This window comes from Rhizobacter sp. OV335, from assembly GCF_900142965.1.
Lineage (GTDB): Bacteria > Pseudomonadota > Gammaproteobacteria > Burkholderiales > Burkholderiaceae_C > Rhizobacter.
On the sequence record NZ_FRCQ01000008.1, the window covers coordinates 179,615 to 204,314 of the forward strand.

Sequence of the window (24,700 nt, forward strand, 5' to 3'; positions counted from 1 at the left end):
TTCTTTACTGCGGCAGCACTTCGACCGTCGCGCTGGCGTTCATGCGGCGCGTCGGCGGCGTGCCTTCGGCGGCGCGCACGCTGTGGCTCACGCCGATCCAGTAGCGCCCGGCCTCCGGCCACTTGACGCTGAACTGGCCCTGCGCGTCGGTCTTCAGCGCGATCTCGCCGAGCTTGTAGCGGTAGCGGTTGCCGCCGCGCAGGATCGTCACGTCGAGGTTGGCGGCCGGCTTGCCGTCGAGCAGCACACGGAAGCTGGAGCTGTCGCCGGCGCTCAGGTCGGTCGGCGCGGTCAGCGGGACGAACTCGAGCCCGGCGCCCTGCGGCGCGAAGGCCTTGTCGGCGGGCTTCGCTGCAGTCTTGTCGCCCGCTTTTTCCCCCGCTTTTTCCCCTTTCGCATCATTGCTGACCCAGGTCTCGACCCGGCTCTGCATGCGCGTCACCTGCAGCTCCGTCGCGTCGGCCGGGATCTCCTTGGCCATCGCGTCGGCCGTGCCGCGCCAGCGCTTCTGCTCGCCGTTGAGCTTGTAGTTCGCGAACACGCTCTCGCTGAAGTTGACGATGCGGTAGGTGCCGGGCTGCGCGAGCTTCACGTCGAAGCTGCTGCGGCGGCGCGCGGCGGCGAGGTTCTCCGGCGCGACGAGGCTGCCGTCGGGCGCGACGATGCTGAGCTTGTCGAGCACGAGCGCATTGGTGTCGTACTCGAACAGGTCTTCGGAGACCGCGGCGTCGACCGTCACGGCCGCTTCACGGCCGCTGACGACGGTGGCCGACGGCACCAGCCAGGTGCGGTGCGCCTGCGCGGAGAGGGGCAGCAGCGCGGCCACGGCGAGCAGCGCGAGCATCGATCGGTGGAAGGTTTTCATGCGCGGCTCCTCAAGGCTTCAGGTCGAGTGACACGGCGCCGAGTTCATGCTCGCCCTGCACCTTCGCGGTCTGGGCGGTCTTCACCGGCCAGTCGAACGGCAGGCGCACGACCTCGCGGCCGCCGTTCTCGCGCGCCGCCTCGATCACCAGCTGGTAGCTGCCGGGCGGCAGCGAGGCCAGCCCCTTGGCGTTCGACAGGCCCAGCACATGCTCGCCCGGTGAGCGGGTGGCGGCGGTGACGCCGTCGATCGGCGTCTGCAGCTCGCGCCCGCTCTTGCGCCACCAGCTGCGCATGTCCTTCAGCCATTTCGCGCCGCCGTTGTCGCGCTTCTTCAGGTCGTACCAGAGCGCAACGTTGGACGCGAAGCCCTGGTCGGCGGCCTTCTCGACCCACACCGCGACATAGGGCTTGTGGTACTCGGCCACGCTCAGCTGCGGCAGCTCCAGCTTCAGGTTCGCGTCGGCTGCGAAAGCCGGTGCGGCCAGCGCGGCGGCGGCGCCCATCGCCATCGAATAACTCAGTTTCATGGGGGTCCTTCTGCGGAATCGGTATCGAAATCAGTGGATGAACAGGATCGCCAGCAGCAGCGGCAACACCAGGCCGCCGGCCACCACCGGCCAGGTGCTCGGGCGCTTGGCGGCATGCATCTTCAGGATCAACAGGCCGGTCACCGAGAACACCAGGCACGACGCGGCGAACAGGTCGATGAACCAGCTCCAGGCGCTGCCAGTGTGGCGGCCCTTGTGCAGGTCGTTCAGGTACGAGATCCAGCCGCGGTCGGTGCGCTCGTATTCGAGTGCCCCCTCGGCACGGTCGATGCGCAGCCAGGCATCGCCGCCGGGGCGCGGCAGCGGCAGGTAGATTTCTTCGGGCGACCATTCGGCCGCGCGGCCGGCCACCTCGATCGACAAACCCTGCTCGACCCACGCGGCCAGCGCCGGCGGCAACGGCTGCTTGTCGTCGGCCGGCTTCGCGGTGACCAGCGACAGCAGCGCCGGCGGCACCTGCGCGGCGCGCTTCATGACCTGCGGCTTCGCCTCGATCTGCGACGCGTGGTTCAGCGTGAAGCCGGTGACGGTGAACAGCAGCAGCCCGACCAGGCTCAGCGCCGAGCTGATCCAGTGCCACTGGTGCAGCGTCTTCAGCCAGTAGGCGCGCTGCGGCGCCGGGGTGGCGGCGGGCGTGGCGTCCATCAGACCTCGGACCACATCCGCAGCAGGTTGTGATAGTGGCCGGTCAGCGCAAGCAGCTCAGCGTTGTCGCCATGTTGCTCGCGCAGGCGCTGGATGGTCTGGTCGAGCTCGAACAGCATGCCGCGCTGCGCATCGTCGCGCACCAGGCTCTGCAGCCAGAAGAACGAGCAGACGCGCGCACCGCGCGTGACCGGCAGCACGCGGTGCAGGCTGCTCGACGGGTACAGGATCAGGTCGCCGGCCGGCAGCTTGACCTCGTGCGCGCCGTAGGTGTCCAACACCTCCAGCTCGCCGCCGTCGTAGTCGCCGGGGTCGGCCAGGAACAGCGTGCACGACAGGTCGGTGCGCAGCCGCAGGCTGGTGCCTGGCACGCCGCGCACCGCGCCGTCGACGTGCAGGCCGTACTGCTCGCCGCCCTCGTAGCGGTTGAACAGCGGCGGCACGTAGCGCAGCGGCAGCGCGGCCGAGACGAACAGTGGATGCGTTTCCAGCGCCGCCAGGATGACGGCGCCGAAGCGCTGCGTCAGCGGCCCGGATTCGGGCAGCTGGCGGTTGCGCTTGACCTGCGCACCCTGCGCGCCGACCGTCTCGCGGCCGTCGTTCCAGTCGGCCGCATCGAGGGCCTCGCGGATCTCGGCGACCTGGGACGGCGTCAGCACGCCGGGCACGTGAAGCATCATGACGGCATCTTCAATACTTGAGGTTGGCGCTCAGCAGGACGTTGCGTGCCTCACCCGGCTTGTAGCGAGAGCCCCCGTTGTTCAAGGAAGCGATGTACTCCTTGTCGAACAGGTTGTTCAGGTTCAGCTGCAGCGACACATTCTTGCTGAGGTCGTAGGCGGCCATCATGTCGGCGACCCAGTACGACTTGGTGTTCAGCAGGTTGCTGGTGGGCGCCGCGGTGTTGCTGTTGCGCGCCACGGTGTCGACGTAGCGCACGCCGCCGCCGACGGTCAGCACGTCCAGCACCTTGTACGAGGCCCACGAGCTGAAGGTCACCTTCGGCGAGAACACGATCACGCCGCCGTCGTTGGCATTGGCGCCCTGCTTCACGCCCGAGATGATCTTCGGGTCCATGTAGGCGAGGCCGGCGCTCAGGTTCAGCGCCGGCGTGACCTGGCCGACGAGGCCCAGCTCGACGCCGTCGACGCGCCGCTTGCCGATCTGCGCGAAGGTGGGCGAGGCGGCGCCGTCGGACACCAGCTCGTTCTTGTTCTCGCTGCGGTAGATGGCCGCGGTGGCTGACAGCTTGCCGCCGAACAGGTCCCACTTGGTACCGAGCTCGATGTTGCTGCCCTCTTGCGGATCGGCCAACGGCGAGGCCTGGTTGGTCGACGCCGCGTTCAGCGAGAAGCTGGCACCCCCTGGCGGCTGCAACGAGTTCGACACCGTCAGGTAGACGCTGCCGTCCTTGGTCGGCTTGAACAGCGCACCCAGCTTCCAGCTCACCAGGTTGTCGGTCAGCGACAGCGGCGCGTTCTGCGCCAGGCTCTCGGGCGTGGCCGGCGTCACGCCGGTGTTCGAGGCGGGGGTGAAAGTGGAGCCGTTGGTTTGGGTGTGGAACTTCTCCCAGCGCACGCCGCCGTTCAGCAGCCACTGCTCGTTCAGCGTCAGCGTGTCGAAGGCATAGACGGCGGCGCTCAGCGTGTTGCCGTTGGTGTAGGCGCCCTTGAACGGCGGCGTCAGGAAGACATCGCCGGTGCTCGGGTTGTACACGTCGGCGCGCGGCTGCAACAGCGGCGTGGTGGGCAGCGTCGTGCCGCTGCGGCTCACGTCGGTCAGCGTCTGCGCGTTGGCCTGGTTCTGCTTCTCGTAGATGAACTCGAAGCCGCTCGACAGCGAATGCTTGACCGCGCCGGTGGCGAACTCGGTCGACAGGTTCGTCTGGTTGGTCAGGATCTCGTTCGTCTGGTGGCGCGCCTGGCGCGAACGCTGCACCGTCAGCTGGCCACCGGTGAACGTGACGCCATTCACGCCGGTCACCAGGAAGTCCTGTTCGGTGTGGCCGAGGCGCGAGGTGTTGCGCAGCGTGACGCCGCCGCCGAAGTCGTGCTCGATGCGCGCGGTGAACATGTGCAGCGTGACGTCGTCGTAGTCGTCCAGCGAGCCGTAGTAGTTCTTCGAGTCGACCGCCGGGCCGACCGGCAGCGCGCCGAAGACGTAGCCGTCCTGGCCGTAGGTCGTGACGCCGCCGTCCGGGCGGTTCTTCTGGTCGACGTACAGGTAGTTGAAGGTGGTGCGCGTCGGCGTGCCGAGGCCCAGCACTAGCGAAGGCGCGAAGCCGAAGCGCTTGCTCTTGACCTCGTCGCGGCCCGGCGTGCCGTAGTCCTGCGCGAGCACGTTCAGGCGCAGCGCGGAGCCGGGGATGCCGAGGTCCAGCGGCCGGTTCAGGTCGGCGGTGGCGCGCAGGCGGTTGTCGGTGCCGGCGGTCAGCGTGCCGTTGTTGAAGGCCTCGCGGGTCGCCGTCTTCGACACCAGGTTCACGTAGCCGGACGACGCGCCGCGGCCGTTGTCGGAGCCCGACGGGCCCTTGACCACCTCGACCTGCTCGATGTTGAACACGTCGCGCGAGATGTTGCCCAGGTCGCGGATGCCGTCGACGAAGATGCTGTTCGTCGTGTCGAAGCCGCGCATGAAGATCGAGTCGCCGGTGGTCGTGTTGCCGTTCTCGCCGAGCTGCATCGTGATGCCCGGGGTGTTGCGCAGCGCCTCGGCCAGCGTGGTCGCGACCTGCTGCTGCAGCACTTCCTTCTTGATCACGGTGATGGTCTGCGGCGTGTCCAGCAGCGGCTGCGTGAACTTCGGACTCGCGACGTTGTCGGCCTTGAAGTCGCTGCCGGTCTGGCCGGTGACGCGCAGCGCCGGCAGCGTCGTCTCCGGCGCGTCGGGCTTCTTCGGTGCGTCGGCGACCGGCGCCGTCTGGGCGGCCACCGGCAATGCGACGGCCATCAGGCCGATCTGAGCCAACGCGGATGTCTTGCTTGCCGCGTGCTTGCGGCTCTTGATGTAGGCCAAGGGGTGCTCCTGGAGGGGTTTTTGTGTTGTCTTGGCTGGCGCGATGGCTGGCTGTAAAAACAGCCGGCCCGAGACCGGCGCCGGCTGGATGGAGAAATTCGTGTCAGCGTCGCAGTGCGTACCAGGAAGCGACCGCGATCGGCAGGCCGAGGGCGGCCCACGACAGCGCATCCCAGGCGCCATCGCCCAGCAGCGCCGACAGCAGGCCGACGGCGCTCAGCACCGCCAGCCCGCCCGGCCAGGCCCACACGCGCAAGGCGGTGCTCATGGCTGCGCGGCCTCCGGCTCGCTGACGAAGCCGACCTTCGTCAGGCCCGCCTTCGACGCATCGGCCAGCGTCTGCGCGACGTAGCGGTAGGCCACCGCCTGGTCGGCACGCAGGTGGATCTCGGGTTGCGGCTGCTTGCCGCTCTCGGCGGTGAAGCGCTTCTGCGCCTCGGGCCGGGTGACGAGCTCGCCGTTCCAGTACAGCAGGCCGCCGGCGTCGATCGCGAACTCGACCTTGTCGGCCGCCGTCTGGTTGACCTGCGAGCTCGCCTTCGGCAGCTCCAGCTTGACGGCGTTGGTCAGCAGCGGCGCGGTGATGATGAAGATCACCAGCAGCACCAGCATCACGTCGATCAGCGGGACCATGTTGATCTCGGCCATCGGGGCGCCGGCGTGCTTCGAATCGAAACTGGCGAAGGCCATGGCGGCGACCTCGCGTCAGGCGGCGACCGGCCGCGAGGCCAGCGCACGCACGTTGGCCGGCTGGGCCGCTTCATTGCCGAGCGGCTGGCCCATCGACACGAAGGTGTGCAGCTCGTAGGCGAAGGCATCGAGCTTGGACGACATCACGCGGTTGGCGCGCGTCAGCCAGTTGTAGCCCATCACCGCGGGGATCGCGACCGCGAGGCCGAGGCCGGTCATGATCAGCGCCTCGCCGACCGGGCCGGCGACCTTGTCCAGCGTGCCGGCACCGCTCATGCCGATCGCGACCAGCGCGTGATACACGCCCCACACCGTCCCGAACAGCCCGACGAAGGGCGCGGTGGCGCCGACGGTGGCGAGCATCGCGAGGCCGTTCTCGAGCCGCGTGGTTTCCTCGTCGAGCACCTTCTTGATGGTGCGGGTGACGAATTCGCCCGAGGTGCCGGCCTCTTCGAGCTTGGCGGCGCCGTACTTCGCGTGGTGGACCTGCGCGTGCATCGCGTGGCTGGTGAGGTGCGAGAACGGGTCGTGCACGCCGTGCGTGGTGATCTCGTTGGCGACGGCCTCGAGCGAGGTCGCGTTCCAGAAGAAGTTCAGGAAGGTCTGGCTGTGGCGGCGGCGCGAGACCAGCGACAGGCCCTTGATCACGATGATCACCCAGGACGCGATCGACATCAGCACCAGGATGCCGAGCAGCGTCTTGCCCACCACATCGCTCTGGGCGATGAAGTGGCCGAATCCCAAGCCAGCGTCTGCGTTCACGGTCATTTCTCCAGATCAAAATTCAACGGGATCAGGGCCCAGCCCGCAGTCGGGCGGCCGTTCTCGGTGTAGGGCTCGAAGCGGAACCTGCGCACCGCGTCGACGGCGGCCTCGTCGAGCCTCGGGTAGCCGGACGACTTGCCGACCTGCACCGATTGCGGCGCACCGGCCTCGTCGATCCAGACGCGCACGACGACGGCGCCGGTTTCCTTCAGGCGCTTCGACGCGCGCGGGTACTCGGGCGGCTCTGCCTTCAGGTAGCGCACGGCGGAGGCCGGGATCTGCTTCGGCGGCGCCGGGGGTGCGGGCGGGGCCGGCGGCGCTTCGATCGCGACCGGTGCGGGGGGTGGTGGCAACTCGACCGGCGGCGGCGCGACGAAGGCGGCCGGCGCAGGCGACGGCGCGGCGGTGACCAGCGGGGTCGGCGGCGGCGGGGTTCGCGTCACCGGCTTGATGGGCGGCGGCGGGGGTGCCGGCGGCGTGGGCGGTGCCGGCGGCGCGATCAGGTTGACGAAGATCGGTGCGGCCTGCACGACGGCCTCGCGCACCGCGGGCACCTGCAGGATCGCCCAGCCGGCACCGAGGTGGATCGCGGCGATGGCGGCCACCACGCCACGCAATTGCGCCCGCGACAGCCCGTCGGTGCGCACCGGCCGACGGCTGAGCGGCGGCAACGGCGAATGCGTCGCGGAGACGGGAACGGCGGCCATGGTGGAGGGGTGGGGTGCGGGTACTGCGGGGGCAACTTCAAACTTCTTCAAAAACTTTAACACAAACGAGAACGATTCTCATTGGTTGCCGTGGGACGCTCTCGACCGCAGGGGAATGCAGTGCATTGCGTGAGGGTTTTCGAGTGAGACATCCGGTCGGATTGAGCCGCCGAACCCGGCTCCCTAGACTCCGTCGCTCCCATCAACTCGAAGATCAGGGGCGTCTCATGAAACACGCACGCGGCTGTCTGTTGATCGCGGTCACTTGGGCGATCACGCAGCCCTCACTGGCCCGCTACGTCCAATCCGATCCAGCCGGACTGGCGGCCGGCACCAACACCTACACGTACGCCAACAATGACCCACTGCGCTACGTCGATCCGAACGGGCTGTGCCCTTGCGGGGAATCGCTCGATGTCCTCCAGTTGGCGCGCTCGGACCGGCGCGACTGGAGCAAAGCGGCCGATCGGTCGGACGTCAACCGGGCGTTCGGGCCAGGCACCTACAAGTGCAATCTGTTTGCGGACGAACAGTTCGAGACAGCCGGGTACCACCTTCCGAACATCGGTGGCGGCGCCCTCGCACGCGCCTTGGAGATGTACCCGCCCGGAGCGCAGAGCCTGTCAACGTCGGGTTACACCGTTCCCGGATGGCCCGTGGTCACAGGTCCGGCGCTGCCAGGCGACCTGCTCGCCTGGCAGGGGCACGTCGGCATCGCATCGACCGACAGCCGCTCCATTTCCGCTTCGCCGCACGGGGTGATAGAGAATGACTGGGGATTCCGCTCGGGACAGACCCCCGTCATTCGCCGCTGCACATGCCCAAGATGAACGGCTTTCGGCTCTGGCCTCGTGGGGCCATCGTGACACTCGTTCTGGCCTGTGTCGCGCTCTCCAGCGTGTCCGCGTGGGTTTACGTGCACACGCGCGAAGCCTATCGTGCAGTGGGCTTCAACGACGGTCGCATCCACGAACGCGAGTTGATGCTCGACAAGATCCGGCGCAGCACCCGGCTGGAAGCTTGCAGTGCAGCTTCCGCCGCATCAGCCGTCGAGTTCCTGTCGGTCAAGGCCGAATCGGTCTCCCTGCAGGTGGTCGACGGCGATCATCTCCGTTTCTGCCAGTGAGATCGCCGCGCCAATGAAAACGGGCCGCGCGAACGCGGCCCGTCGGTTCAGGTCATCGCTTTATTTTGCGACGATCACCTGCGCTTCCGTGCCGGCCTCGCGGCGCAGCATCACCAGGAACCCCTTCTGCGACGGCGACGCCACCGCGCCGCCGACCGGCGTCAGCGTGTCCACGCGCTGGATGCGCAGGCTGCGCACGATGCCGCTGCTGTCGCCGTTGACCGCGTAGCGCGGCTTGGCCGGCGTGAAGGTCATCTTGTCGAACGCATCGGTCACGTTGCCGGTGTAGTAGTTGTCGGCCGCGCTCGCGGTGAAGTCGAACTGCTGGTCGGGCGTCAGGCCCAGCGCCGCGAGCGGCACCGTCATGATCATGTTGGCCGAGTTGAAGTCCGCATCCGCGTAGTAATAGGCGCCTCCTACGCCCGTCGCGAGGTTCACCACGTTGATCAGGTTGATGCCGGTGACACCGAACCCGCCCTGCTCCGCGTTGTAGACGGCAAAGTCCGGCACGCCGTCGCGGTCGACGTCGATGTCGACCTCGAAGCCGGCCGGGTAGTTCGCCGTCGCGCGCCGCCCGAAGGTGCTCAGCGCGAACTGCAGCGCTCCCGCGTCGGCCACGTAGCGCACGCCGATCGCACGCATGTCGACGAACGCGAAGTTGTCGCCCGGCTGCGGCAGCTCGGCCGGATCGGCCTTCTTGCTGGTGCCGGTGAGCGCGAAGATGTCGAACTCGCTGTCGGCCGCGCCGACGTTGCCCATCAGGATGATGCCGCCCGGCCAGTTCGGGCGCACCGCCGCCACCGCGAGCGTCTGCGCCGCCTTGCGCGGCAGGATGTGCCACGGCACGCTCAGCAGCTCGGTGCCTGCGGTGAGCGTCAGGTAGCCGTCGTACTCCGGCGCGTCGAGCAGGTCGCCGCTGCCGCCCAGCGCGCCGCTGTCGAGCGTCCACTCGGGCAGCTTCGCGGGGTTCACGCGCAGCTTCACGGTGATCACCTGGCGGCCTCCCGCAGCCACCTTCACCGAGCTCGGTGCCGAGATCGTCACCGCGCCGCTGGCCTGGTCGTCGGCGAAGCGGAAGGCGCTCTTGATCGAGAAGGTCTTGGCCGTCGTGCCGAAGTTCTCGACCACCAGCTTCTTCTCGTACTCGGCCGGGGCCGAGACCTCCTGCGCACCGAACGACAGCGCCGCCGACAGCGAGGTCGGCTCGTAGGCGATGGCATTCAGCGCCAGCGCCTTGTTGACCCGGACCTCGCCCGCGCCGATGCGCGTGATCGGCGCCAGCACGCCCGGCAGCAGCGCCGGGTTGGTGTAGATCAGGTTCGTCGCGCTGTTCATCAGCATCGACTTGATCTGCAGCGGCGTGCGGTTCGGGTACTTGCCGATCAGGATGGCCGCGGAGCCCGCGATCATCGGCGTCGCGCCCGAGGTGCCGCCGAAGGCTTCCTCCTCGGTCCCGCCACCGGCCACCGCCGACACCGACGCGCCGGGCGCGCCGATCTCGGGCTTGATGGTCTGGTAGCTGATGCTCGGGCCGCGCGCCGAGGTGCTGGCCATGCTGCCGACCAGCGGCACCTTGGTGCCGTCGCTGACCGACACGTTGACCGGCGCCGCGATGTTGGCCTTGATCTTGTTCGACGTCGATTGCGTGATCACCAGCGTCGGCACGAAGTGCGTGCCGCCGCCGTTGCTGAACGACACCGCGTCGCCGGGGGCGACCAGGCCGAGCAGCACGCCGGTGGCGCCGGCCGCGCCGGCTGCGTCCACCTTCAGGCTGACCGAGCAGGTGCCGCGGTCGATCAGCGCGACCTTCCCGGTGGGGTCGGCCAGCAGCGGCACGCCCGGGCAGGCGGTGCCGACGAAGACCACGTCGCCGCTGAAGCCGCCGGCGATCGGCGCCCAGTCGACCGTCGCGGTGTTGCCGTAGGTGCCGGCAATGGCCGCCGGCGAGTTGATCTTCAGGCCGAAGGCCACGGCGCTCGGCACCTGCGTCTGCGCGACGCTGATGGCCCCCGGGGCGATCGACGGCGAGCTGACGATGTACGGCTTGTTCGCGGCATTGCCCGCGGCCACGACCGCGACGATGCCGGCGTCCACCGCCGTCGATATGGCTTCGGTGGAGTCGTCGATGTTCTGGCCGTAGTCGGAGCCGAGCGACAGGTTCATCACGTCGACCGCGTCGGACGGGTCGCCGTCGCCGTTCGGGTCGATCGACCAGTCGATCGCCTTCAGGATCGAAATGCCGTTGCAGCTGGTCGCGACGGCACTGCACACGCGCAGTGCCAGCAGCTTGGCGCCCGGGGCAACGCCCTTGTGGGTGCCGTCCAGGCTCTTGCCGCCGATGATGTCGGCGACGTGCGTGCCGTGGCCCTGGAAGTCGATCGGGTTCGGGTCTTCGGTGCGCGGGCCGTTCGGCCACACGTCACCGACGAAATCGAAACCGCCGATGACCTTGGCGGTCGGGAACACGCTCGGGTCGATGGTGGTGTTGCGCGGGTCGCTCGGGTCGGTGCCGTAGGCCTTCAGGTAGGCCTCGGGCGTGCCGGCACCGCCGAGGTTGCGGTGCGTGTAGTCGATGCCCGAATCGATCACCGCCACGCGCACGCCGGTGCCGTCGGCACCCGCCTGCTGCGCGGCGGTCGCGCCGATGTAGGGCACCGTCTCGCTCAGGCTCATCTCGTAGTGGTTGACGCGGCGCACCTTGGCGACGCCCGGCAGGGCCGCGATGGCCTTCAGCTGCGAGGCATCGACGCGCACCGCGATGGCGTTGTGCGCCATGTGGACACGTCCCAGTTCCTGGGCGCCGAGCGTGGACAGGCGCGACTGCAGCGCGTCCTGGTGCGACAGCACGGTCTTGCGGTGCGCGGCCAGCGCTTCGCGCGTGGCCTGCGGCGCTTCGCGCAGCGTCTTCACGCTGAGCGTGCGTTCGGTGGTCGAGGCGGCGATCGCGAGCTGCGCGGCGGCAGCGGCCACCGGCGCGTCATCGAGCGTCACCCACACGTCGACCGCGCCGGTCGCCTTCGACAGGCGCGCATCGAGCACGTCGACGCGGCCGCCGGGCACAGCGGTCTGCTGAATGGTGCGCACCGGCGCGTCGGCGAGCGGCGCATCCGCGGCCGACGCGGTATCGGGCGCATCGCCGCTGCTGCCGCCACCGCCGCCGCAGGCGGTCAGGACGAGCGCGGCGGCGAGGGCCAGCCCGGACTTCCAGGAAATTCGGATAGACACGAGACACTCCTTGTGGGGCACGTCCACCCGATCCGTCCGACTGCCTGCAAGCCGGACCGGGACAGCGCGAAGCACGGGTGCGTGCCGCGGCGCTGTGCGTGAGGGTTGATGGGAGCGTGCATGCTCGGTGGCGCACCTCCGGTGTGTCAAGGCGTGACATTTCCTTCCCCCTAACCCTGGGGGGAGCGGAAAACCCTGGGTCGTCAGACCACGCCGGCGCCCGGCCGTGCGACCGGCCCGATCTCGATTGCGGCGACGCGATGTGCCCGGGTATGCTCGCGCCAATGAAGACCCTCGTCCGCTGGTTCCTGCTGGCCGCCGCCCTGCTGCTGGTGGCCCACCTCTACCCCGGTGTCACGGTGACCAGCTTCGGCTCGGCGATGCTGGCCGCGCTGGTGCTGGGCCTGCTGAACGCGCTGCTGCGGCCGATCCTCGTGCTGCTGACGCTGCCGGTCACGGTGCTGACGCTCGGGCTGTTCCTGTTCGTGATCAACGCGCTGATGTTCTATTTCGCGGCGCAGTTGCTCAGCGGCCTCGCGGTCGCCGGGTTCTTCGCGGCGCTGATCGGGTCGTTGATCTACAGCTTGTGCGGGGTGGTGATCGATACCGCTCTGGAGGCGGTGTTTTCGTCAAAGGCGGGGTGAGCCGCCACCGGCATGGCCGGTGGCGGGAGCCGGTTCCTCAGTTGTTCGACGTGAAATACACCTCTTGTTGCCAAACCATCACGCCTTGGTGCACCTCTGAAAGCACGCCGCAGAACCGTTGCGGCTGACCTTGTTGGCTGTACATCCACAGCCGCTCGGCTCGTTCCGAGAGCAGCGTCTCAAGGCGGTTCACCATCATCTGATGGAACTGATCACTGTTCCCTCCAACGTAGAGCGCGAGACTGTACAAGTCGTGATAAGCGCTCACCGTGTTGCCGTTCTCTCGGCACGTCTCTTCCACCTGCTTGAGCGCCCCAGGGACACCCGATGCGGGCAAGTGAGGCGCGTTGTATTCGAAGTTTTCCGGCAAGCGCAGGCCGAACGGTGCGTCGGAATCCAGTTTCACCAAGCCATCGGGCTCAACCGAATTCGCAGACTCGCGGCGATCGCTGGCCTTGCCACTGCGGTGCTGAAGGGAGACCTGCGCCTTCTTGCTCAGCTTGCGGGCAACCTCTCGGGCCTCTGAGCCAGCATTCTTCGTGGACTTGCGCACGACCTTTGCGGCGTCGGCCACGCCTTGAGCGACATCACTGCCTGCATCCACCACCTGGAGGGCTGCTCCATACACCGCGCTCTTCGCATGGCGACCCACATTGCGAGCGGCCTTGTCGACAACCCTGACGCAATTGTCCAAAGCACCCCACGCTTGGTTCGCCAATCCAGCACTTGCGCCCTTTTTCAGGCGCTTCGATTTCCACTTCGAAACCTGGTGCTGGACCATGTTGGCAGCGCCATCTTTTGCCACCTTGATCCTGTTCTTGATCGTTCCGGCCAGCCACTTTGCATTCGAGTTTCGGCGATAGACAAACTCCGGCTGAGGAGTGGGGAATTCGATGATCTTGGTAGTGACGGAATGACTGACGGGATGCATATCAAACGCTCCGGGCGATATATGAAGTGGGCAACGAACACCACGCGATCGGTTTCACCCATGCAACCGTCACGCGTGGCTTGAGTAACTGGACGCCCCACGCCGGTTCCATGCGACGCATCTGCCATTTGTCAGCCACCTCGCAATCAGATCGCTCGCCCGACCTCCACCCCATCCGCCTTGAACATCGCCTTGATCCCCCGCACCGCCTGCCGGATGCGGGCCTCGTTCTCGATCAGGGCAAAACGGACATGGTCGTCACCGTGGTCGCCGAAGCCGATGCCCGGCGACACCGACACCTTCGCCTTTGCCAGCATCTGCTTCGCGAACTCCAGCGAGCCGAGCGCCCGGTAGGCCTCGGGGATGCGCGCCCAGATGTACATCGAGGCCTTCGGCGTCTCGACCATCCAGCCGGCCTCGTGCAGGCCCTTCACCAGCACGTCGCGGCGGCGCTGGTACTGCGCGGCGATGTCCTTCACGCACTGTTGATCACCCTCCAGCGCGGCGATCGCCGCCACCTGCAGCGGCGTGAAGGTGCCGTAGTCGTGGTACGCCTTGATGCGCGCGAGCGCCGCCACCAGGTCGCGGTTGCCGACCATGAAGCCGATGCGCCAGCCGGCCATGTTGTAGCTCTTCGAGAGCGTGAAGAACTCGACCGCGATGTCCTTCGCGCCCGGCACCTGCATGATCGACGGCGCCTTCCAGCCGTCGAACACGATGTCGGCATAGGCCAGGTCGTGCACGACGAAGATGTCGTGCTTGCGCGCGAGCGCCACCACGCGCTCGAAGAAATCCAGCTCGACGCACTGCGCCGTCGGGTTGCTCGGGAAGCCCAGCACCATCATCTTCGGCTTCGGGTAGCTGCCGCGGATCGCGCGCTCCAGCTCGGCGAAGAAGTCGACGCCCGGCACCAGCGGCACCGAGCGGATGTCGGCGCCGGCGATCACCGCGCCGTAGATGTGGATCGGGTAGCTCGGGTCAGGTACCAGCACGGTGTCGCCGCGGTCCAGCGTCGCGAGCATCAGGTGCGACAGGCCCTCCTTCGAGCCGATCGTCACGATGGCCTCGCTGTCGGGGTCGATCGCGACGCCGTAGCGGTCGTGGTACCAGTGCGAGATCGCACGGCGCAGCCGCGGGATGCCCTTCGACGTGGAGTAGCCGTGCGTGTCGGGCCGCTGCGCCACCTCGGCGAGCTTGGCGACGATGTGCGGCGGCGTGGGCCCGTCGGGGTTGCCCATGCTCATGTCGATGATGTCTTCGCCGCGCCGGCGTGCGGCAGCGCGCAGCTCGGCAGTGATGTTGAAGACGTAGGGGGGGAGGCGGTCGATGCGCGCGAAGCGGCGCTGGCCTGCGGAGGAGGACATTGAAGAAGACTTTCACGTGAGCGCCCGGAACCGTCCGAGCGACGTGAGCCGCGCATGAGGCGCGGCCCGGGCACATGATAGACGGCGGCTCGCTCAGAGGAAGCCCTTGTCCTTGAGGGAATTCTTGAAGGCCTCGGCTTTTCTGGCTTTGTCTTCTTCTTTCGTCATCGCATCGGACGTCGTGTCCTGCGCACCTTTTCGCTCCGCGGCCATTGCCGTGTTGACTGGTTCGGTCTCTCGCGGGCTGTTGAGCGCCTTGTCATCGGCTGGTTCGGGCAAGCGCTCGTGCCCGTCTGCACGCTTTGCGAAGAGATTCCCGATAGCCTTGAACATGCCAGTCTCCAGAAGATGCTCACGGGCACCACGCCCATGTTGCACCCCTGAGTGACGCTCGGCCTGCGCAAGTTCCACCGGACTCAACGAAGCCGCCGCTTCGCCGCCCGCACATCCGCCCCCCGCACCTCGAACTTCACTGCCTGCAACAGCGCTCCATCACGCCCCATCAGCTTCAGCTCGTGCCGCCCCGGCCACGGCGCCCAGTGCAGCCGCTCGCCCTGCCCCAGCCGCTTGCCGTCCATCCACCAGCTGCCGCCCTCGCCTTCCAGCACGATGCGCTGCGCGGCAGGTGGCATGTCGGGGTCGATCGCGAAGATGCTGCCGTCGCGCGGGCTGACGATGCCGAAGCGCTGCGTGCCGCGCACCTGCGCGCTCGGGCTCCACAACGCCTGCTCGGTGCCGGCGATGAAGACCTCGTCGCGCGCCGCCTCGCGCTGGTCGTCGAAGCGGATCGGCATCGTCACCACCCCCACCGGCACCGCCGGCCGCTTCGACGGCGCACCGTCGTGCAGATGCCGCACCAGCGCCTGCCACACCGGTGCGGCGCCGCTGACGCCGCTCACGTCGTGCATCGCCTCGCCGCTCGCGTTGCCGACCCACATGCCGACGGTGTAGCGGTCGGTGAAGCCGACGCACCAGTTGTCGCGCATGTCCTTGCTGGTGCCGGTCTTCACCGCGGCGAAGCCCTTCGTGACCAGGCTGCTGTCCAAGCCGAAGGTGCGCGCCCGCGCCGCGTTGTCGGCCAGGATGTCGGTGACGAGCCAGCTCGCCGCCGCGCTCGCGACGCGCCTCGGTGCGACGGTCGCGCCGCGCAGCGCCGGCGGCGAGAACATGCCGCCGTTGGCGAGCGTGCGGTACGCGTTGGTCAGCGCCAGCAGGCTGACGTCGGCACTGCCGAGCGCCAGCGAATGACCGTAGAAGCCACCGGTCTCGGGCAGCGCCAGCCCCAGCGCGTTCAGCCGCTCGACCAGCGCATCGGGCCCGAGAATCGCGCCCACCCGAACCGCCGGCACGTTCAGGCTCGCGCCGAGCGCGGTGCGCGCGCTGATCCAGCCCTTGAAGGCATGGTCGTAGTTCTGCGGCAGGTACAAGCCGTTGGTGGTGGCCAGTTGTGCCGGTGAATCATCGAGCAGGCTGGCCGGCGTGATCAGCCGGCGCTCGAAGGCCAGTTCGTAGACGAAGGGCTTCAGCGTCGAGCCCGGCTGGCGGCGCGCGAGCACGCCGTCGACCTGGGCCGCGTCGGAATAGCTGCCACTCGAGCCGACCCACGCGCGCACCTCGCCGCTCGCGTTGTCGAGCACGACGATCGCGCCGTCTTCGACGTTGCGGCCCGACAGCTCGGCCAGTTGCCGGCGCAGCGTGTTCACCGCGAAACGCTGCAGCCGCGCATCGAGCGTCGTGCGCTGTACGCTTGCCTGCATCGCCCCATCGCCCACCACCTGCCGCGCGAAATGCGGCGCGAGCTGCTCGCCCAGCGGCATGCCGCCCTGGCGCAGCAGCGCGGTCTGCGCCAGCGCGGTGACGCCCTTGCAATCGAGCTTCTGCAGCTGCAGCACGCCGCAGGCCCGTTGCGCGACGACGGCAGGCGCCGCATTCGGCCCGCGCAGCAGCGCCGCCGCGATCGCCGCCTCGTCGACATCGAGCCCGCCGGGGTGCTTGCCGAACAGCGTCTGCGACAGCGCATCGATGCCGACCACCTCGCCGCGGAACGCGACCCGGTTCAGGTAGGCCTCGAGGATTTCGCTCTTCTTCCAGCGCGCATCGAGCCGCGTCGCGGTGACGGCCTGGCCGAGCTTCTGCGCGACGCTGCGCCCGCCGACCGGCCGCGCCAGGCCGTCGTCCAGCAGGCCGGCGAGCTGCATCGTCAGCGTCGACGCGCCCCGCGTGCGGGTGTTCCACACATTGGCCCACGCGCTGGTCGCGACCGCGCCCCAGTCGACGCCGCTGTGCTCATAGAAGCGCCGGTCCTCGCTGAGCACGATGGCCTGCAGCAGCGCTGGCGAGACGTCCTGCAGCGGTACCCACGCGAGCCGGCGCGCGCTCTTGTCGACGCGCACGGTCTGCAGCGGCGTGCCGTCGCGCGCGAGCAGCGTCACGTCGGACGGCCTCCACGCCGTCTTCACCTCGCTGAAGCTCGGCAGCGCCTGCGCCGCGGCCGCTGCGAACAGCAGCAACGCAGAGCAGGCGGCCCGCTTCACGGCGCGACCTCGATCGCCACGTTCGGCAGCTCGCCGAAGCTCTCCGGCGCATACATCGCCTCGACCCGCGTCGGCGGCAGCGCGAAGCGGCCGGGGTTGTTCAGCCGCACGGTGTACTCGATCACGTGCTTGCCGCGCGGCAAATAGTCGTAGTAGCTGCGGAAGGCCTCGAAGCTGCGCTCCTCGTACACCGGCCACGCACCCTGCCGCTTCTCGCCCTGCGTCGCGATCGCGCTGTCGCGACCGAGCCCCGAGCCGAGCAGCGTCGCACCGCCCGGCACCGGGTCGCTGACCACCACCCAGGTCATGTCCGACTGCGCATCGACCTCGACCCGCACCCGCAGCACGTCGCCGCGCGACCACTTCGACTTGTCCTTCTGCTCGACCGCGGTGACCGTGCGCGCGAGGCTGTAGCCGGCGCGGATCGGCTCCTTCAGCGGGATCGCGGCCAGGCTCTGCACCGTCAGCCACGGCTTGCCGGTTCCCTCCTGCGTCACGCCCAGCGTGCCGGCCTTGTCGGGCCAGGGCAAGGTCACCACGCCGCCATCGGCCGACTTGCCCCAGTCGATCGCGATGGGCGCGCCACCGGTGCTCGCCACCGTGCGGCCCGCGACCTTGGCCGATTCGAACTTCGCCGAGAACTTGTCGAGCGCGAGTGAGCCCCACAGGTTGGCCGTGGTCGTGAGCCACGCGCCGCCGCGCTGGCGGCCGAGGCTGCCGACCACCATGCGCGGCAGGTCGTCGCGCCACGCCGGGTCGTCGAGCACCGCGAGGATCAGCCGCGCCGCATTCGCATCGGCACTGTCCATCAGCCACCACCAGAAGTCGTCGCCCTCGTTGCTGAAGCGCAAGGTCGTGCCGGCATAGGTGAGCCGGCCGCGCAGGATCTGCTGCACTTCCTCCAGCCGCTTCGCTTGCTCCGGCACACCCTGCACGCGGCGCAGGATGTTGAGCCAGTCAATCACCGCGGCGGTCGGCCACTGGTTCGGCGTGATGTTCACCGAGCCCAGCATCTTCGGCTGCGCGCGGCCGTAGCGCGACAACGCCTCGATGGCCGCGAGCTTGCGCACGTCCAGGTCGGCGCGCGGCGACCAGAACTTGCGCTCGATGCGGCCTTCGACGAACGCGGTCAGCCCCTCGAGCATGCTGTCGCGCGCGGCCGGTGGCAGTTCGAAGCCGGCCTCCTGCGTCGCGGCCAGCACGTAGGCGGTGAGCCGGTCGCTGCCGCGCGCGCCGTCTTCGGCACGCGGCGGGAAGTAGCTCGCAAGCCCGTCGCTGTCGAGGTAGGTCGGCAACGCGTTCGCGACACCGGCCCACAGCTTCGCGTCCTTCAGGCCGACCGACTTCGAGGTCTTCTGCTCCAGGCAGATGAACGGGTAGGTCTCGAAGTAGCGGCGGATGCCGGGCAGCGCGCCGGTCAGCTTCGGCTGCACGCCGACGTTCAGGCCGCCGCGCTTGATGCCGTTCTCCGGCAGCGCGTCGGCCGGCGCCGCCACCGGCAGCGTGAACGGGCCGTCGAGCTGCGACAGCGTCGCCTGCAGCACCCGCACCGGCACCGCGGCGCTGACGAGCTGCGTGAGCTTCAGCTTGTCTTTCGCCTTGTCGCCGGTGAGTTCCTCGGCCCCGGCCTCCCAGGCGATGCTGAAGACCTCCGCCGGCACCTGGACCGGCCACACCAGCTCCTTCGCCCCACCGGCCGGCAGCATCACCTCTTGCGGCGGCAGCTCGATCGGCGTGCGCACGATGTCGGCACCGCGCTCGCCGCCGCTGTTCGCGGTGCCAGTCAGGGTGGCCCGCACGGTCATCTCGTGCGTCGTGGTGTTGCGCAGCGTCAGCATCGCGCTGAACCGATCACCAACGCGCACCAGCGGCGGCAGGCCCGACAGCACCTGCAGGTCCTGCGTGACGCGGATGCTGGTGCTGCCGCTGCCGAACTGCTGCAGCCCGGCATCGGCCACCGCGACCAAGCGGAAACTGGTCAGCGAATCGTTGAGCGGCACGTCGACCACCGCCTCACCGTTGGCATCGAGCAGCACCTGCGCCTTCCACAGCAGCAGCGTGTCGAACAGCTCGCGCGTCGCGTTCTTGCCGCCACCACCACCGGCCGCCACCGCCTTGCGGCCATAGTGGCGCCGGCCGATGATCTCGCTCTGCCCGGTGCTGGTCTCCACACCCAGCGCACGCGGCTTCAGCATCGCGCCGAGCAGGTCCCACGAATCGTTCGGGCGCAGCGCGAGCAGGCCCTCGTCGACCGCGGCGAAGGCCACCTCGGTGTTCGCGAGCGGCTTGCCGTCGTGCAGCACCTTGATGCGCGCCTTCGCGGTCTGGCGCACCGCGTACTGCGGCTTGTCTGCTGTCACGCTGACCTGCAGCCGGTGCGCCTGCAACCCCACCTTGAGCGCCGCGATGCCGAGCTTGAAGGCCGGCTTCGACAGATCGACCATCGCGGTCGGCGCCTGGTACTCGCGGCCCTCGTACCAGAACGAGCGCGCCCAGTTCAGCGGCTCCTTCCAGCCCCAGCTGAAGAACGAATACCACGGCACCTCGCGGATGCGCCCGCGCAGCACCAGCACGTCGACGTAGACGTTCGGGCCCCACGACGGCTCGATCTTCAGCTCCACCGTCGGGTCGTCGCCGCGCAGCGTGACGACGCGCGTCGCGATCACGCCCTCGCGCTCGACGCTGACCAGCGCGGTCGCCTCGCGGAACGGCATGCGCACTTGCAGCCGCGCGGTCTCGCCGGGCTCGTAGCTCTTCTTCTCGGGCAGCACGTCGATGCGGTCGTCGTTGTCCTGCGCGAACCACAGCTCGCCCTGCTTCGTGACCCACACGCTGGACGCCGCTTCGGCGAGGTGGCCGGCCTTGTCGCTCGCCTTCGCGATCAGCTCGACCTGGCCGGCGTTCTCGAGCGCCGCGTCGCACAGCAGCAGGCCACGGTCGTCGGTGCTGCCGCTGCACACCGTGCCGAGCTCCTTGACCTCGGTGCGGTTGTCGTAGGCGTAGAAGCCACCGACCATGCGCTTGCGCGTGCTGATGACCTGCGACAGCCGGCCGCGCACCTCGACCGCCTGGCCCTTGACCGGCTTGCCGGCGGTGTCGAGCGCCAGCACCTGCAGCTTGACCTTGCCGCGCGCGCTCGCCCACGAGCCGGTCTTCACGCCCAGCACCACCGCGCTCGGCCACAGCGCGACCGTGGTCGACGCGGTCTGCACCTCGCCGTTCGGGTCGTTGAAGGTGAGCTCGGTGACGAGTTCGCTCGGCCGCTGGATGGGCGGCAGGTCCTTCACGGTGACGCTGGCCGCGCCGTCGCGGTCGGTCGTCACCGGCAGCTTGTCGGCGACCACCTTGCCGCTCGCCTCGGGCGCACCTTCGTCGCCGTCGTCGCTGCGCCCGGCCTGCTTCGGGTCGCGCGGCGGCTCGAAGCTGAATTCGTCGTAGCCCGCAAAGCCGCTGGCGCGCGGGCGCAGCAACGCGGTCAGCCGCGCGGGGGCCTGCGCCATCCCGCCGCCGGCGAAGTAGTTCAGCTGCACGCCGATCGGTAGCTCCTTCGGCGCGATCGGCACCTCCTTCGGCCCGCTGACGCGCGCGTCGACCAGCGGCAGCCGGAACTCCTCGACGCGGAAGCTGCCGGCGGGCCAGCTGCTGCGCTGCCGCTCGGCCTCGGTGCCCTCGCGCTCCAGCGTCACGTCATACACGCCGAGCTTGGCGGCCGGCGGGATGTTCCAGCTCGACACCGCGCTGCGCGTGCCGTTCCAGCTCAGCGGCACGGTGACCTCCTGCCCGCTGCCCTGGTGCACGATCTTCAGCCGCGTCGGCAGCCGCTCGGCCGGCAGCGCGGCCAGGCCGCTGCTGGTCTCTCGGCGCAGGAAATGCTTCATCGACACCGTCTCGCCGGCGCGCAGCAGCGTGCGGTCGAACACCGTGTGCGCCTGCACGTCGGGCTGCGCGTCGTTGCTGGTCGGGAAGCTGAAGCGCCAGGTCTCGATGCCCTTCTGCCAGCTGCTGAAGACGAAGGCGGTGTCGGTCAGGCCCTTCGGCGTGGGCTTGCGCGCGGTGACGAAGAAGCCGGTGTCGGCCGGACATTCGTCGGCGCGCTCCAGCACCTGGTCGATGCGCGCGAGGCCGTTCGCGTCGGTGCGGCCGGCCCACAGCCGTTGGCCGCGGCAGTCGTTGACGGCGATGTCGGCCTCGGCGACCGGCTGGCCGCGGTCGAGCGTCGTGACCCAGACCACGCTGTTCTCGCGGCCGAGCTTGAAGTGAACGCCGAGGTTGGTGACCAGCACGCCGGCGCGCACGTACATCGGCGCCCTCTTGTCGAGCAGCGCCTCGCCGAGGCGGCGCGATTCGATCTCGACCACGTGGTAGCCGGGGTCGGCGATCGGGATGCCGACCACCTCGAACGGCCGCGGATCGCCACCGGCGAGTTGCGGCAGGTCCATGCGCTTCGCGTCGCCCGCGCTGTTCAGCAGCGACAGCTCGCGGGTCTCGACGTAGCGCTCATGGCGCACTTCCTTGCTGCGGCCCTTGGCGTCGACGACGCGCTCGGTCTCGTAGTGCTGCGCGACCGGCAGGCCGGCCTCCTTCGCGGTCAGCCGGCTCTCGTGGTAGCGCGCGACGCGGGCGTACCACTGCAGGATGTCGGCATCGGTGCGCAGCGTCTTGATGCGCACTGCGCCGCCCCCCGCGGCCGGCCGCAGGTCGCCCTGCACATGGCGCAGCGTGACCGGCAGCATCGCGTCGGCATTCAACTCGACGACGCCGAACGGCGCGGCCGCGAACTTCGCAATCGGCGGGGCGTCGCCGGTGGCGACCTTCAACGGAAAGCTCGCGGCATTCGCGAGCGCGCGGCCCGAGCTGTCCTTCAGGTTGCGCGGCAGCTCGATCGTGAAGGTGGCGCGCTCGGGCGGCGGCGTCGGGAAGCGCAGGCTGTCGACCTCGGTCGACTTGTCATCGGCATCGAAGGCCGGCGCGATCGCCTGGCCCGAGGCCGGCTGCAGCCGGACCGCCGCGGCCAACTCGCGCGGCAGCTGCGACGAGAAACGCAGCGTCATCGGCCGGATCGGCAGGCACGGTGCTTCGGCCCGCTCGCGCTCGCAGCTGAACTCGGCGCTGAAGGCCTTGCGCACGCGGAAGTTGAAGCGCTGCTCGGTGCGCGTGACGATCTTCGGGTTGACCTGCGCCGCGATGCCGGCACCCCAGACCAGGCGCAGCACGCTGTCGGGCGGCAGCGGGCGCTGGCAGGTCAGCACGACGATGCGCTCGGCCTGCTTCTCGAGTTGCCGCGCCTTGATCACCTCGTCGCGGATCGCGCCGCCGACCACGCGCACCGGCATGCGCTCGCCGATGCCCTCGACCTCGCAGGCTGCATGCGCCGCGACCGTGGCCTCGACCGCCGGGCCGGTCAGCCGCAGCACGAAATGCTGGTCTTCTTCGACCTGGTTTCCGGCGTACGGCAGCGTCGACTCGACGGCCGGACCGCCGGTGCTGAAGCTGAACTCGGTGCCGCCGGTCAGCGCGCCGTTCAGCGGTTTCCAATCGGGTTTCGCCTTCAGCGTGCAGCGCGTGCCGGGCGGCAACGCCTCGCGGAAGTCGTACAGCCAGACGCGGTCGTTGGCCCAGCGGCCCGAGCCGGCACGCGACTGGCCTTCGCAGGCCACGCCGAGCGGGTCGGGCAGGCGCAGGTCGCCGAACGCCACCACCGCCTCGGAGAACTTCACCGTGAGCTGGCGGACCTGCGCGACCTCGCCTTGCGGACTGACCGACGCGATGGTGGCGGCGAGCGCCGGCGCGGCCGATGCCGCCAGCAGCGCGAACGTGGCGGCGCCGATGGCCCGGGCGATGGATCGTGGCATGCCGTCTCCTCCTGAAGTGCCGGGAGGATAAGGCACACCGGGCCGGATTCAGCGGGACGTCAGCCTTCCCCGCGGCGCTCTTCTTCCATCTGCCGGCGGCGCTGGCCTTCGAGGTCGCGCAACCGCGCATCGATGATCGACGCGTCGATGAAATCGACCTTGCCGCCCGGCGTGCGGGCCAGGCGCTGGCCGGCGCGCAGGCGGTCGACCGCGCCGGTCAGGTCGCCGACCGCGTAGTGCGATTCGGCATCGGCGCGCAGCGAGCGCAGCTGCAGGCCGAGCTGCTCCCAGGTGCGGCTGAGTTGCTGCCAGGCGAGTGCGTCGGTCGGGTGCAGCGTGGTCCAGGTCTGCAGGTCGTCGGCGCTGCGCTTGATGGCCGGGTCGGTCTTCGGCGAGGCCAGCGCCACCTGGGCCTGCAGCAGCAGCACCGCGCGCGACGGCGTCGCGCCGCCGTCGAGGTAGGGCTTCAGCACCTGGCCGGCGCGCACGCCGTCGCCGCGTTCGGCGAGCGACTGCGCCTGCAGCATCACGACCTCGCGCTCGGCGGTGGCGTCGCTGCGCGGGCTGCCGCGCACCACGCCGAGCGCGACCTGCAGCGCGGCATCGGCGCGCGCCCAGTCGTGCAGCAGCGTCGACGCGAGCGCGCTGGCATAGGCGGCGTTCAGGCGCTCGCCGACGCTGGCGGTCGCCGCGACCTTGTCTTGCGACTGCCAGCGGCGCAGTGCGTCGGTGCGCGTGTCCATCATCACGCGGGCACGGGCCTGCGCCGCGACGTGGGCGAGCACGCTGACCGGCGGCACCGGCGCGGCGGTGCCCAGGCGCTGGCGGGCGTCGCCGATGCGCTCGGTGGTGATCGGGTGGGTGCGCAGGTACGGGAAGCCGCCGCTGTCGTTCAGGTGCGAGGCCTGGTCGAGCTTTTCGAACATCGCGGCCATGCCGCCGGGCGCGAAGCCGGCGCCGGTGAGCACGTTGAAGCCGACGCGGTCGGCCTCGCGCTCCATGTCGCGCGAGAAGTTCAGCTGGCCCTGCACCGAGGCGGCCTGCGCGCCGGTGAAGATCGCGTTGGCGCCGTCGACGCGGGTGCTGCGCGTGGCGGCGATCACGCCGAGGATCATGCCGGCCAGCCCGATCAGCGACTGGCGCCGGCTGTTGACCATGCCGCGCGCGATGTGGCGCTGCGTGACGTGCGACATCTCGTGCGCCAGCACCGACGCGAGTTCGTCGCGCGTGGCCGTCATCGCGATCAGGCCCAGGTGCACGCCGACGTAGCCGCCGGGCAGCGCGAACGCATTGACCGTCTTGTCGCGCACCAGGAAGGGCTCCCAGGCGAAGCGCTGGTCGATCTCGCCGCCGATGTTGCCCTGGGCGCGCGAGGCCGCGACCAGCGGCTGCCACAGCGATTGCAGGTACTCGAGCAGCACCGGGTCGTCGAGGTAGTCCGGGTCTTGCCGGATCGCCCGCATGATCTGGTCGCCGATGCGGCGCTCGGTGCCGACGCTCAGGTCATCCGACACCGAATCGCCGAGCGCGGGCAGTGCATTCTGCGTGGCCGGCACCGGCTCGGGGCCGGGGCTGGAGGCCGCGCCTTGCGCCTGCGCCCAGCCGCTGCTGCCCAGTAAGGCCAGTGCACACAGCGACGCGACGAGGCGGGCGGCGACGGTCGGGCGGGTGGGAGGCGCGGCGATAAGCGCGGTGATGGGGATCGGGCGTGTCATCCGGTGGGGCGCAAAGGCGAGGAGCGGCCGATCGCTATGATGCCAGCGCCACGTTGCCCGGATGTTTCCCTT

General features: G+C 69.4%; 19 protein-coding genes. 3 read left to right on the forward strand and 16 right to left on the reverse strand.

Annotation, left to right across the window (positions count from 1 at the left end; all coding sequences use genetic code 11):
• Positions 1-4: 4 nt before the first annotated feature.
• From BUE42_RS11205 to BUE42_RS11240, 9 genes are all read right to left on the reverse strand, one after another.
• Positions 5-865 (reverse strand): DUF4198 domain-containing protein, encoded by an 861-nt coding sequence (locus BUE42_RS11205; protein ID WP_073465180.1) that lies wholly within the window; start codon positions 863-865, stop codon positions 5-7.
• A 10-nt stretch (positions 866-875) separates the two neighbouring features.
• The gene (locus BUE42_RS11210; protein ID WP_073465181.1) at positions 876-1,394 is read right to left on the reverse strand and encodes a DUF2271 domain-containing protein; all 519 of its coding nucleotides are present in this window, start codon (positions 1,392-1,394) and stop codon (positions 876-878) included.
• A gap of 30 nt (positions 1,395-1,424) precedes the next feature.
• A complete protein-coding gene (locus BUE42_RS11215) occupies positions 1,425-2,060 on the reverse strand; it encodes a PepSY-associated TM helix domain-containing protein (protein WP_073465182.1) in 636 nt (211 codons plus the stop codon).
• A complete protein-coding gene (locus tag BUE42_RS11220) occupies positions 2,060-2,740 on the reverse strand; it encodes a Fe2+-dependent dioxygenase (RefSeq protein WP_073465183.1) in 681 nt (226 codons plus the stop codon). Before BUE42_RS11220 ends, BUE42_RS11215 begins: the two co-directional genes overlap by 1 nt.
• Before the next feature lie 10 nt (positions 2,741-2,750).
• The gene (locus BUE42_RS11225) at positions 2,751-5,075 is read right to left on the reverse strand and encodes a catecholate siderophore receptor Fiu (RefSeq protein ID WP_073465184.1); all 2,325 of its coding nucleotides are present in this window, start codon (positions 5,073-5,075) and stop codon (positions 2,751-2,753) included.
• A gap of 103 nt (positions 5,076-5,178) precedes the next feature.
• A complete protein-coding gene (locus tag BUE42_RS33375) occupies positions 5,179-5,343 on the reverse strand; it encodes a hypothetical protein (RefSeq protein ID WP_200798942.1) in 165 nt (54 codons plus the stop codon).
• The gene (locus tag BUE42_RS11230) at positions 5,340-5,765 is read right to left on the reverse strand and encodes an ExbD/TolR family protein (RefSeq protein ID WP_073465185.1); all 426 of its coding nucleotides are present in this window, start codon (positions 5,763-5,765) and stop codon (positions 5,340-5,342) included. The genes BUE42_RS33375 and BUE42_RS11230 overlap by 4 nt, the downstream gene beginning before the upstream one ends.
• Positions 5,766-5,780: 15 nt before the next feature.
• Positions 5,781-6,533: a MotA/TolQ/ExbB proton channel family protein gene (locus tag BUE42_RS11235; protein ID WP_073465186.1), complete on the reverse strand. Its 753-nt coding sequence runs from the start codon at positions 6,531-6,533 to the stop codon at positions 5,781-5,783.
• Entirely contained in the window at positions 6,530-7,237 is a 708-nt protein-coding gene (locus BUE42_RS11240) for an energy transducer TonB (protein WP_083614064.1), read from the reverse strand. Before BUE42_RS11240 ends, BUE42_RS11235 begins: the two co-directional genes overlap by 4 nt.
• A 227-nt stretch (positions 7,238-7,464) precedes the next feature.
• Here BUE42_RS11240 and BUE42_RS11245 point away from each other — a divergent pair, with 227 nt between their 5' ends.
• Both BUE42_RS11245 and BUE42_RS32130 read left to right on the forward strand, forming a co-directional pair.
• Positions 7,465-8,067: an RHS repeat-associated core domain-containing protein gene (locus BUE42_RS11245; RefSeq protein ID WP_073465187.1), complete on the forward strand. Its 603-nt coding sequence runs from the start codon at positions 7,465-7,467 to the stop codon at positions 8,065-8,067.
• Entirely contained in the window at positions 8,055-8,363 is a 309-nt protein-coding gene (locus BUE42_RS32130) for a hypothetical protein (protein WP_143171433.1), read from the forward strand. The genes BUE42_RS11245 and BUE42_RS32130 overlap by 13 nt, the downstream gene beginning before the upstream one ends.
• Positions 8,364-8,423: 60 nt before the next feature.
• Here BUE42_RS32130 and BUE42_RS11255 read toward each other — a convergent pair whose 3' ends face one another.
• Positions 8,424-11,588, reverse strand: a complete 3,165-nt coding sequence (locus BUE42_RS11255; RefSeq protein WP_073465189.1) for a S8 family peptidase — start codon at positions 11,586-11,588, stop codon at positions 8,424-8,426.
• Between the two features lie 284 nt (positions 11,589-11,872).
• Here BUE42_RS11255 and BUE42_RS11260 point away from each other — a divergent pair, with 284 nt between their 5' ends.
• On the forward strand, positions 11,873-12,232 hold the full coding sequence (locus tag BUE42_RS11260) for a phage holin family protein (RefSeq protein WP_083614065.1): 360 nt from the start codon (positions 11,873-11,875) through the stop codon (positions 12,230-12,232).
• A 37-nt stretch (positions 12,233-12,269) separates the two neighbouring features.
• On the opposite strand, the gene BUE42_RS32135 is transcribed toward BUE42_RS11260, so the two are convergent.
• The 6 genes from BUE42_RS32135 to BUE42_RS11290 form a co-directional block, all read right to left on the reverse strand.
• Entirely contained in the window at positions 12,270-13,163 is an 894-nt protein-coding gene (locus tag BUE42_RS32135; RefSeq protein ID WP_143171434.1) for a hypothetical protein, read from the reverse strand.
• Between the two features lie 146 nt (positions 13,164-13,309).
• Entirely contained in the window at positions 13,310-14,527 is a 1,218-nt protein-coding gene (alaC, locus tag BUE42_RS11270; protein WP_073465192.1) for an alanine transaminase, read from the reverse strand.
• A gap of 93 nt (positions 14,528-14,620) precedes the next feature.
• Positions 14,621-14,860, reverse strand: coding sequence for a hypothetical protein (locus tag BUE42_RS11275; protein WP_073465193.1), 240 nt, complete (start codon positions 14,858-14,860; stop codon positions 14,621-14,623).
• Positions 14,861-14,943: 83 nt separating this feature from the next.
• Positions 14,944-17,061: a penicillin-binding protein 1C gene (gene pbpC, locus BUE42_RS11280; protein WP_073465194.1), complete on the reverse strand. Its 2,118-nt coding sequence runs from the start codon at positions 17,059-17,061 to the stop codon at positions 14,944-14,946.
• The gene (locus BUE42_RS11285; protein WP_073465195.1) at positions 17,058-22,913 is read right to left on the reverse strand and encodes an alpha-2-macroglobulin family protein; all 5,856 of its coding nucleotides are present in this window, start codon (positions 22,911-22,913) and stop codon (positions 17,058-17,060) included. The genes pbpC and BUE42_RS11285 overlap by 4 nt, the downstream gene beginning before the upstream one ends.
• A gap of 59 nt (positions 22,914-22,972) precedes the next feature.
• Entirely contained in the window at positions 22,973-24,628 is a 1,656-nt protein-coding gene (locus BUE42_RS11290; protein ID WP_083614067.1) for a M48 family metalloprotease, read from the reverse strand.
• Positions 24,629-24,700 lie beyond the last annotated feature (72 nt).

Coding starts and splice junctions, on each gene's coding strand:
- BUE42_RS11205 (WP_073465180.1), bottom strand. CDS start 865: ATGAAAACCTTCCACCGATCGATGCTCGCGCTGCTCGCCGTGGCCGCG.
- BUE42_RS11210 (WP_073465181.1), bottom strand. CDS start 1,394: ATGAAACTGAGTTATTCGATGGCGATGGGCGCCGCCGCCGCGCTGGCC.
- BUE42_RS11215 (WP_073465182.1), bottom strand. CDS start 2,060: ATGGACGCCACGCCCGCCGCCACCCCGGCGCCGCAGCGCGCCTACTGG.
- BUE42_RS11220 (WP_073465183.1), bottom strand. CDS start 2,740: ATGATGCTTCACGTGCCCGGCGTGCTGACGCCGTCCCAGGTCGCCGAG.
- BUE42_RS33375 (WP_200798942.1), bottom strand. CDS start 5,343: ATGAGCACCGCCTTGCGCGTGTGGGCCTGGCCGGGCGGGCTGGCGGTG.
- BUE42_RS11230 (WP_073465185.1), bottom strand. CDS start 5,765: ATGGCCTTCGCCAGTTTCGATTCGAAGCACGCCGGCGCCCCGATGGCC.
- BUE42_RS11235 (WP_073465186.1), bottom strand. CDS start 6,533: ATGACCGTGAACGCAGACGCTGGCTTGGGATTCGGCCACTTCATCGCC.
- BUE42_RS11240 (WP_083614064.1), bottom strand. CDS start 7,237: ATGGCCGCCGTTCCCGTCTCCGCGACGCATTCGCCGTTGCCGCCGCTC.
- BUE42_RS11245 (WP_073465187.1), top strand. CDS start 7,465: ATGAAACACGCACGCGGCTGTCTGTTGATCGCGGTCACTTGGGCGATC.
- BUE42_RS32130 (WP_143171433.1), top strand. CDS start 8,055: ATGCCCAAGATGAACGGCTTTCGGCTCTGGCCTCGTGGGGCCATCGTG.
- BUE42_RS11260 (WP_083614065.1), top strand. CDS start 11,873: ATGAAGACCCTCGTCCGCTGGTTCCTGCTGGCCGCCGCCCTGCTGCTG.
- BUE42_RS32135 (WP_143171434.1), bottom strand. CDS start 13,163: ATGCATCCCGTCAGTCATTCCGTCACTACCAAGATCATCGAATTCCCC.
- alaC (WP_073465192.1), bottom strand. CDS start 14,527: ATGTCCTCCTCCGCAGGCCAGCGCCGCTTCGCGCGCATCGACCGCCTC.
- BUE42_RS11275 (WP_073465193.1), bottom strand. CDS start 14,860: ATGTTCAAGGCTATCGGGAATCTCTTCGCAAAGCGTGCAGACGGGCAC.
- BUE42_RS11285 (WP_073465195.1), bottom strand. CDS start 22,913: ATGCCACGATCCATCGCCCGGGCCATCGGCGCCGCCACGTTCGCGCTG.
- BUE42_RS11290 (WP_083614067.1), bottom strand. CDS start 24,628: ATGACACGCCCGATCCCCATCACCGCGCTTATCGCCGCGCCTCCCACC.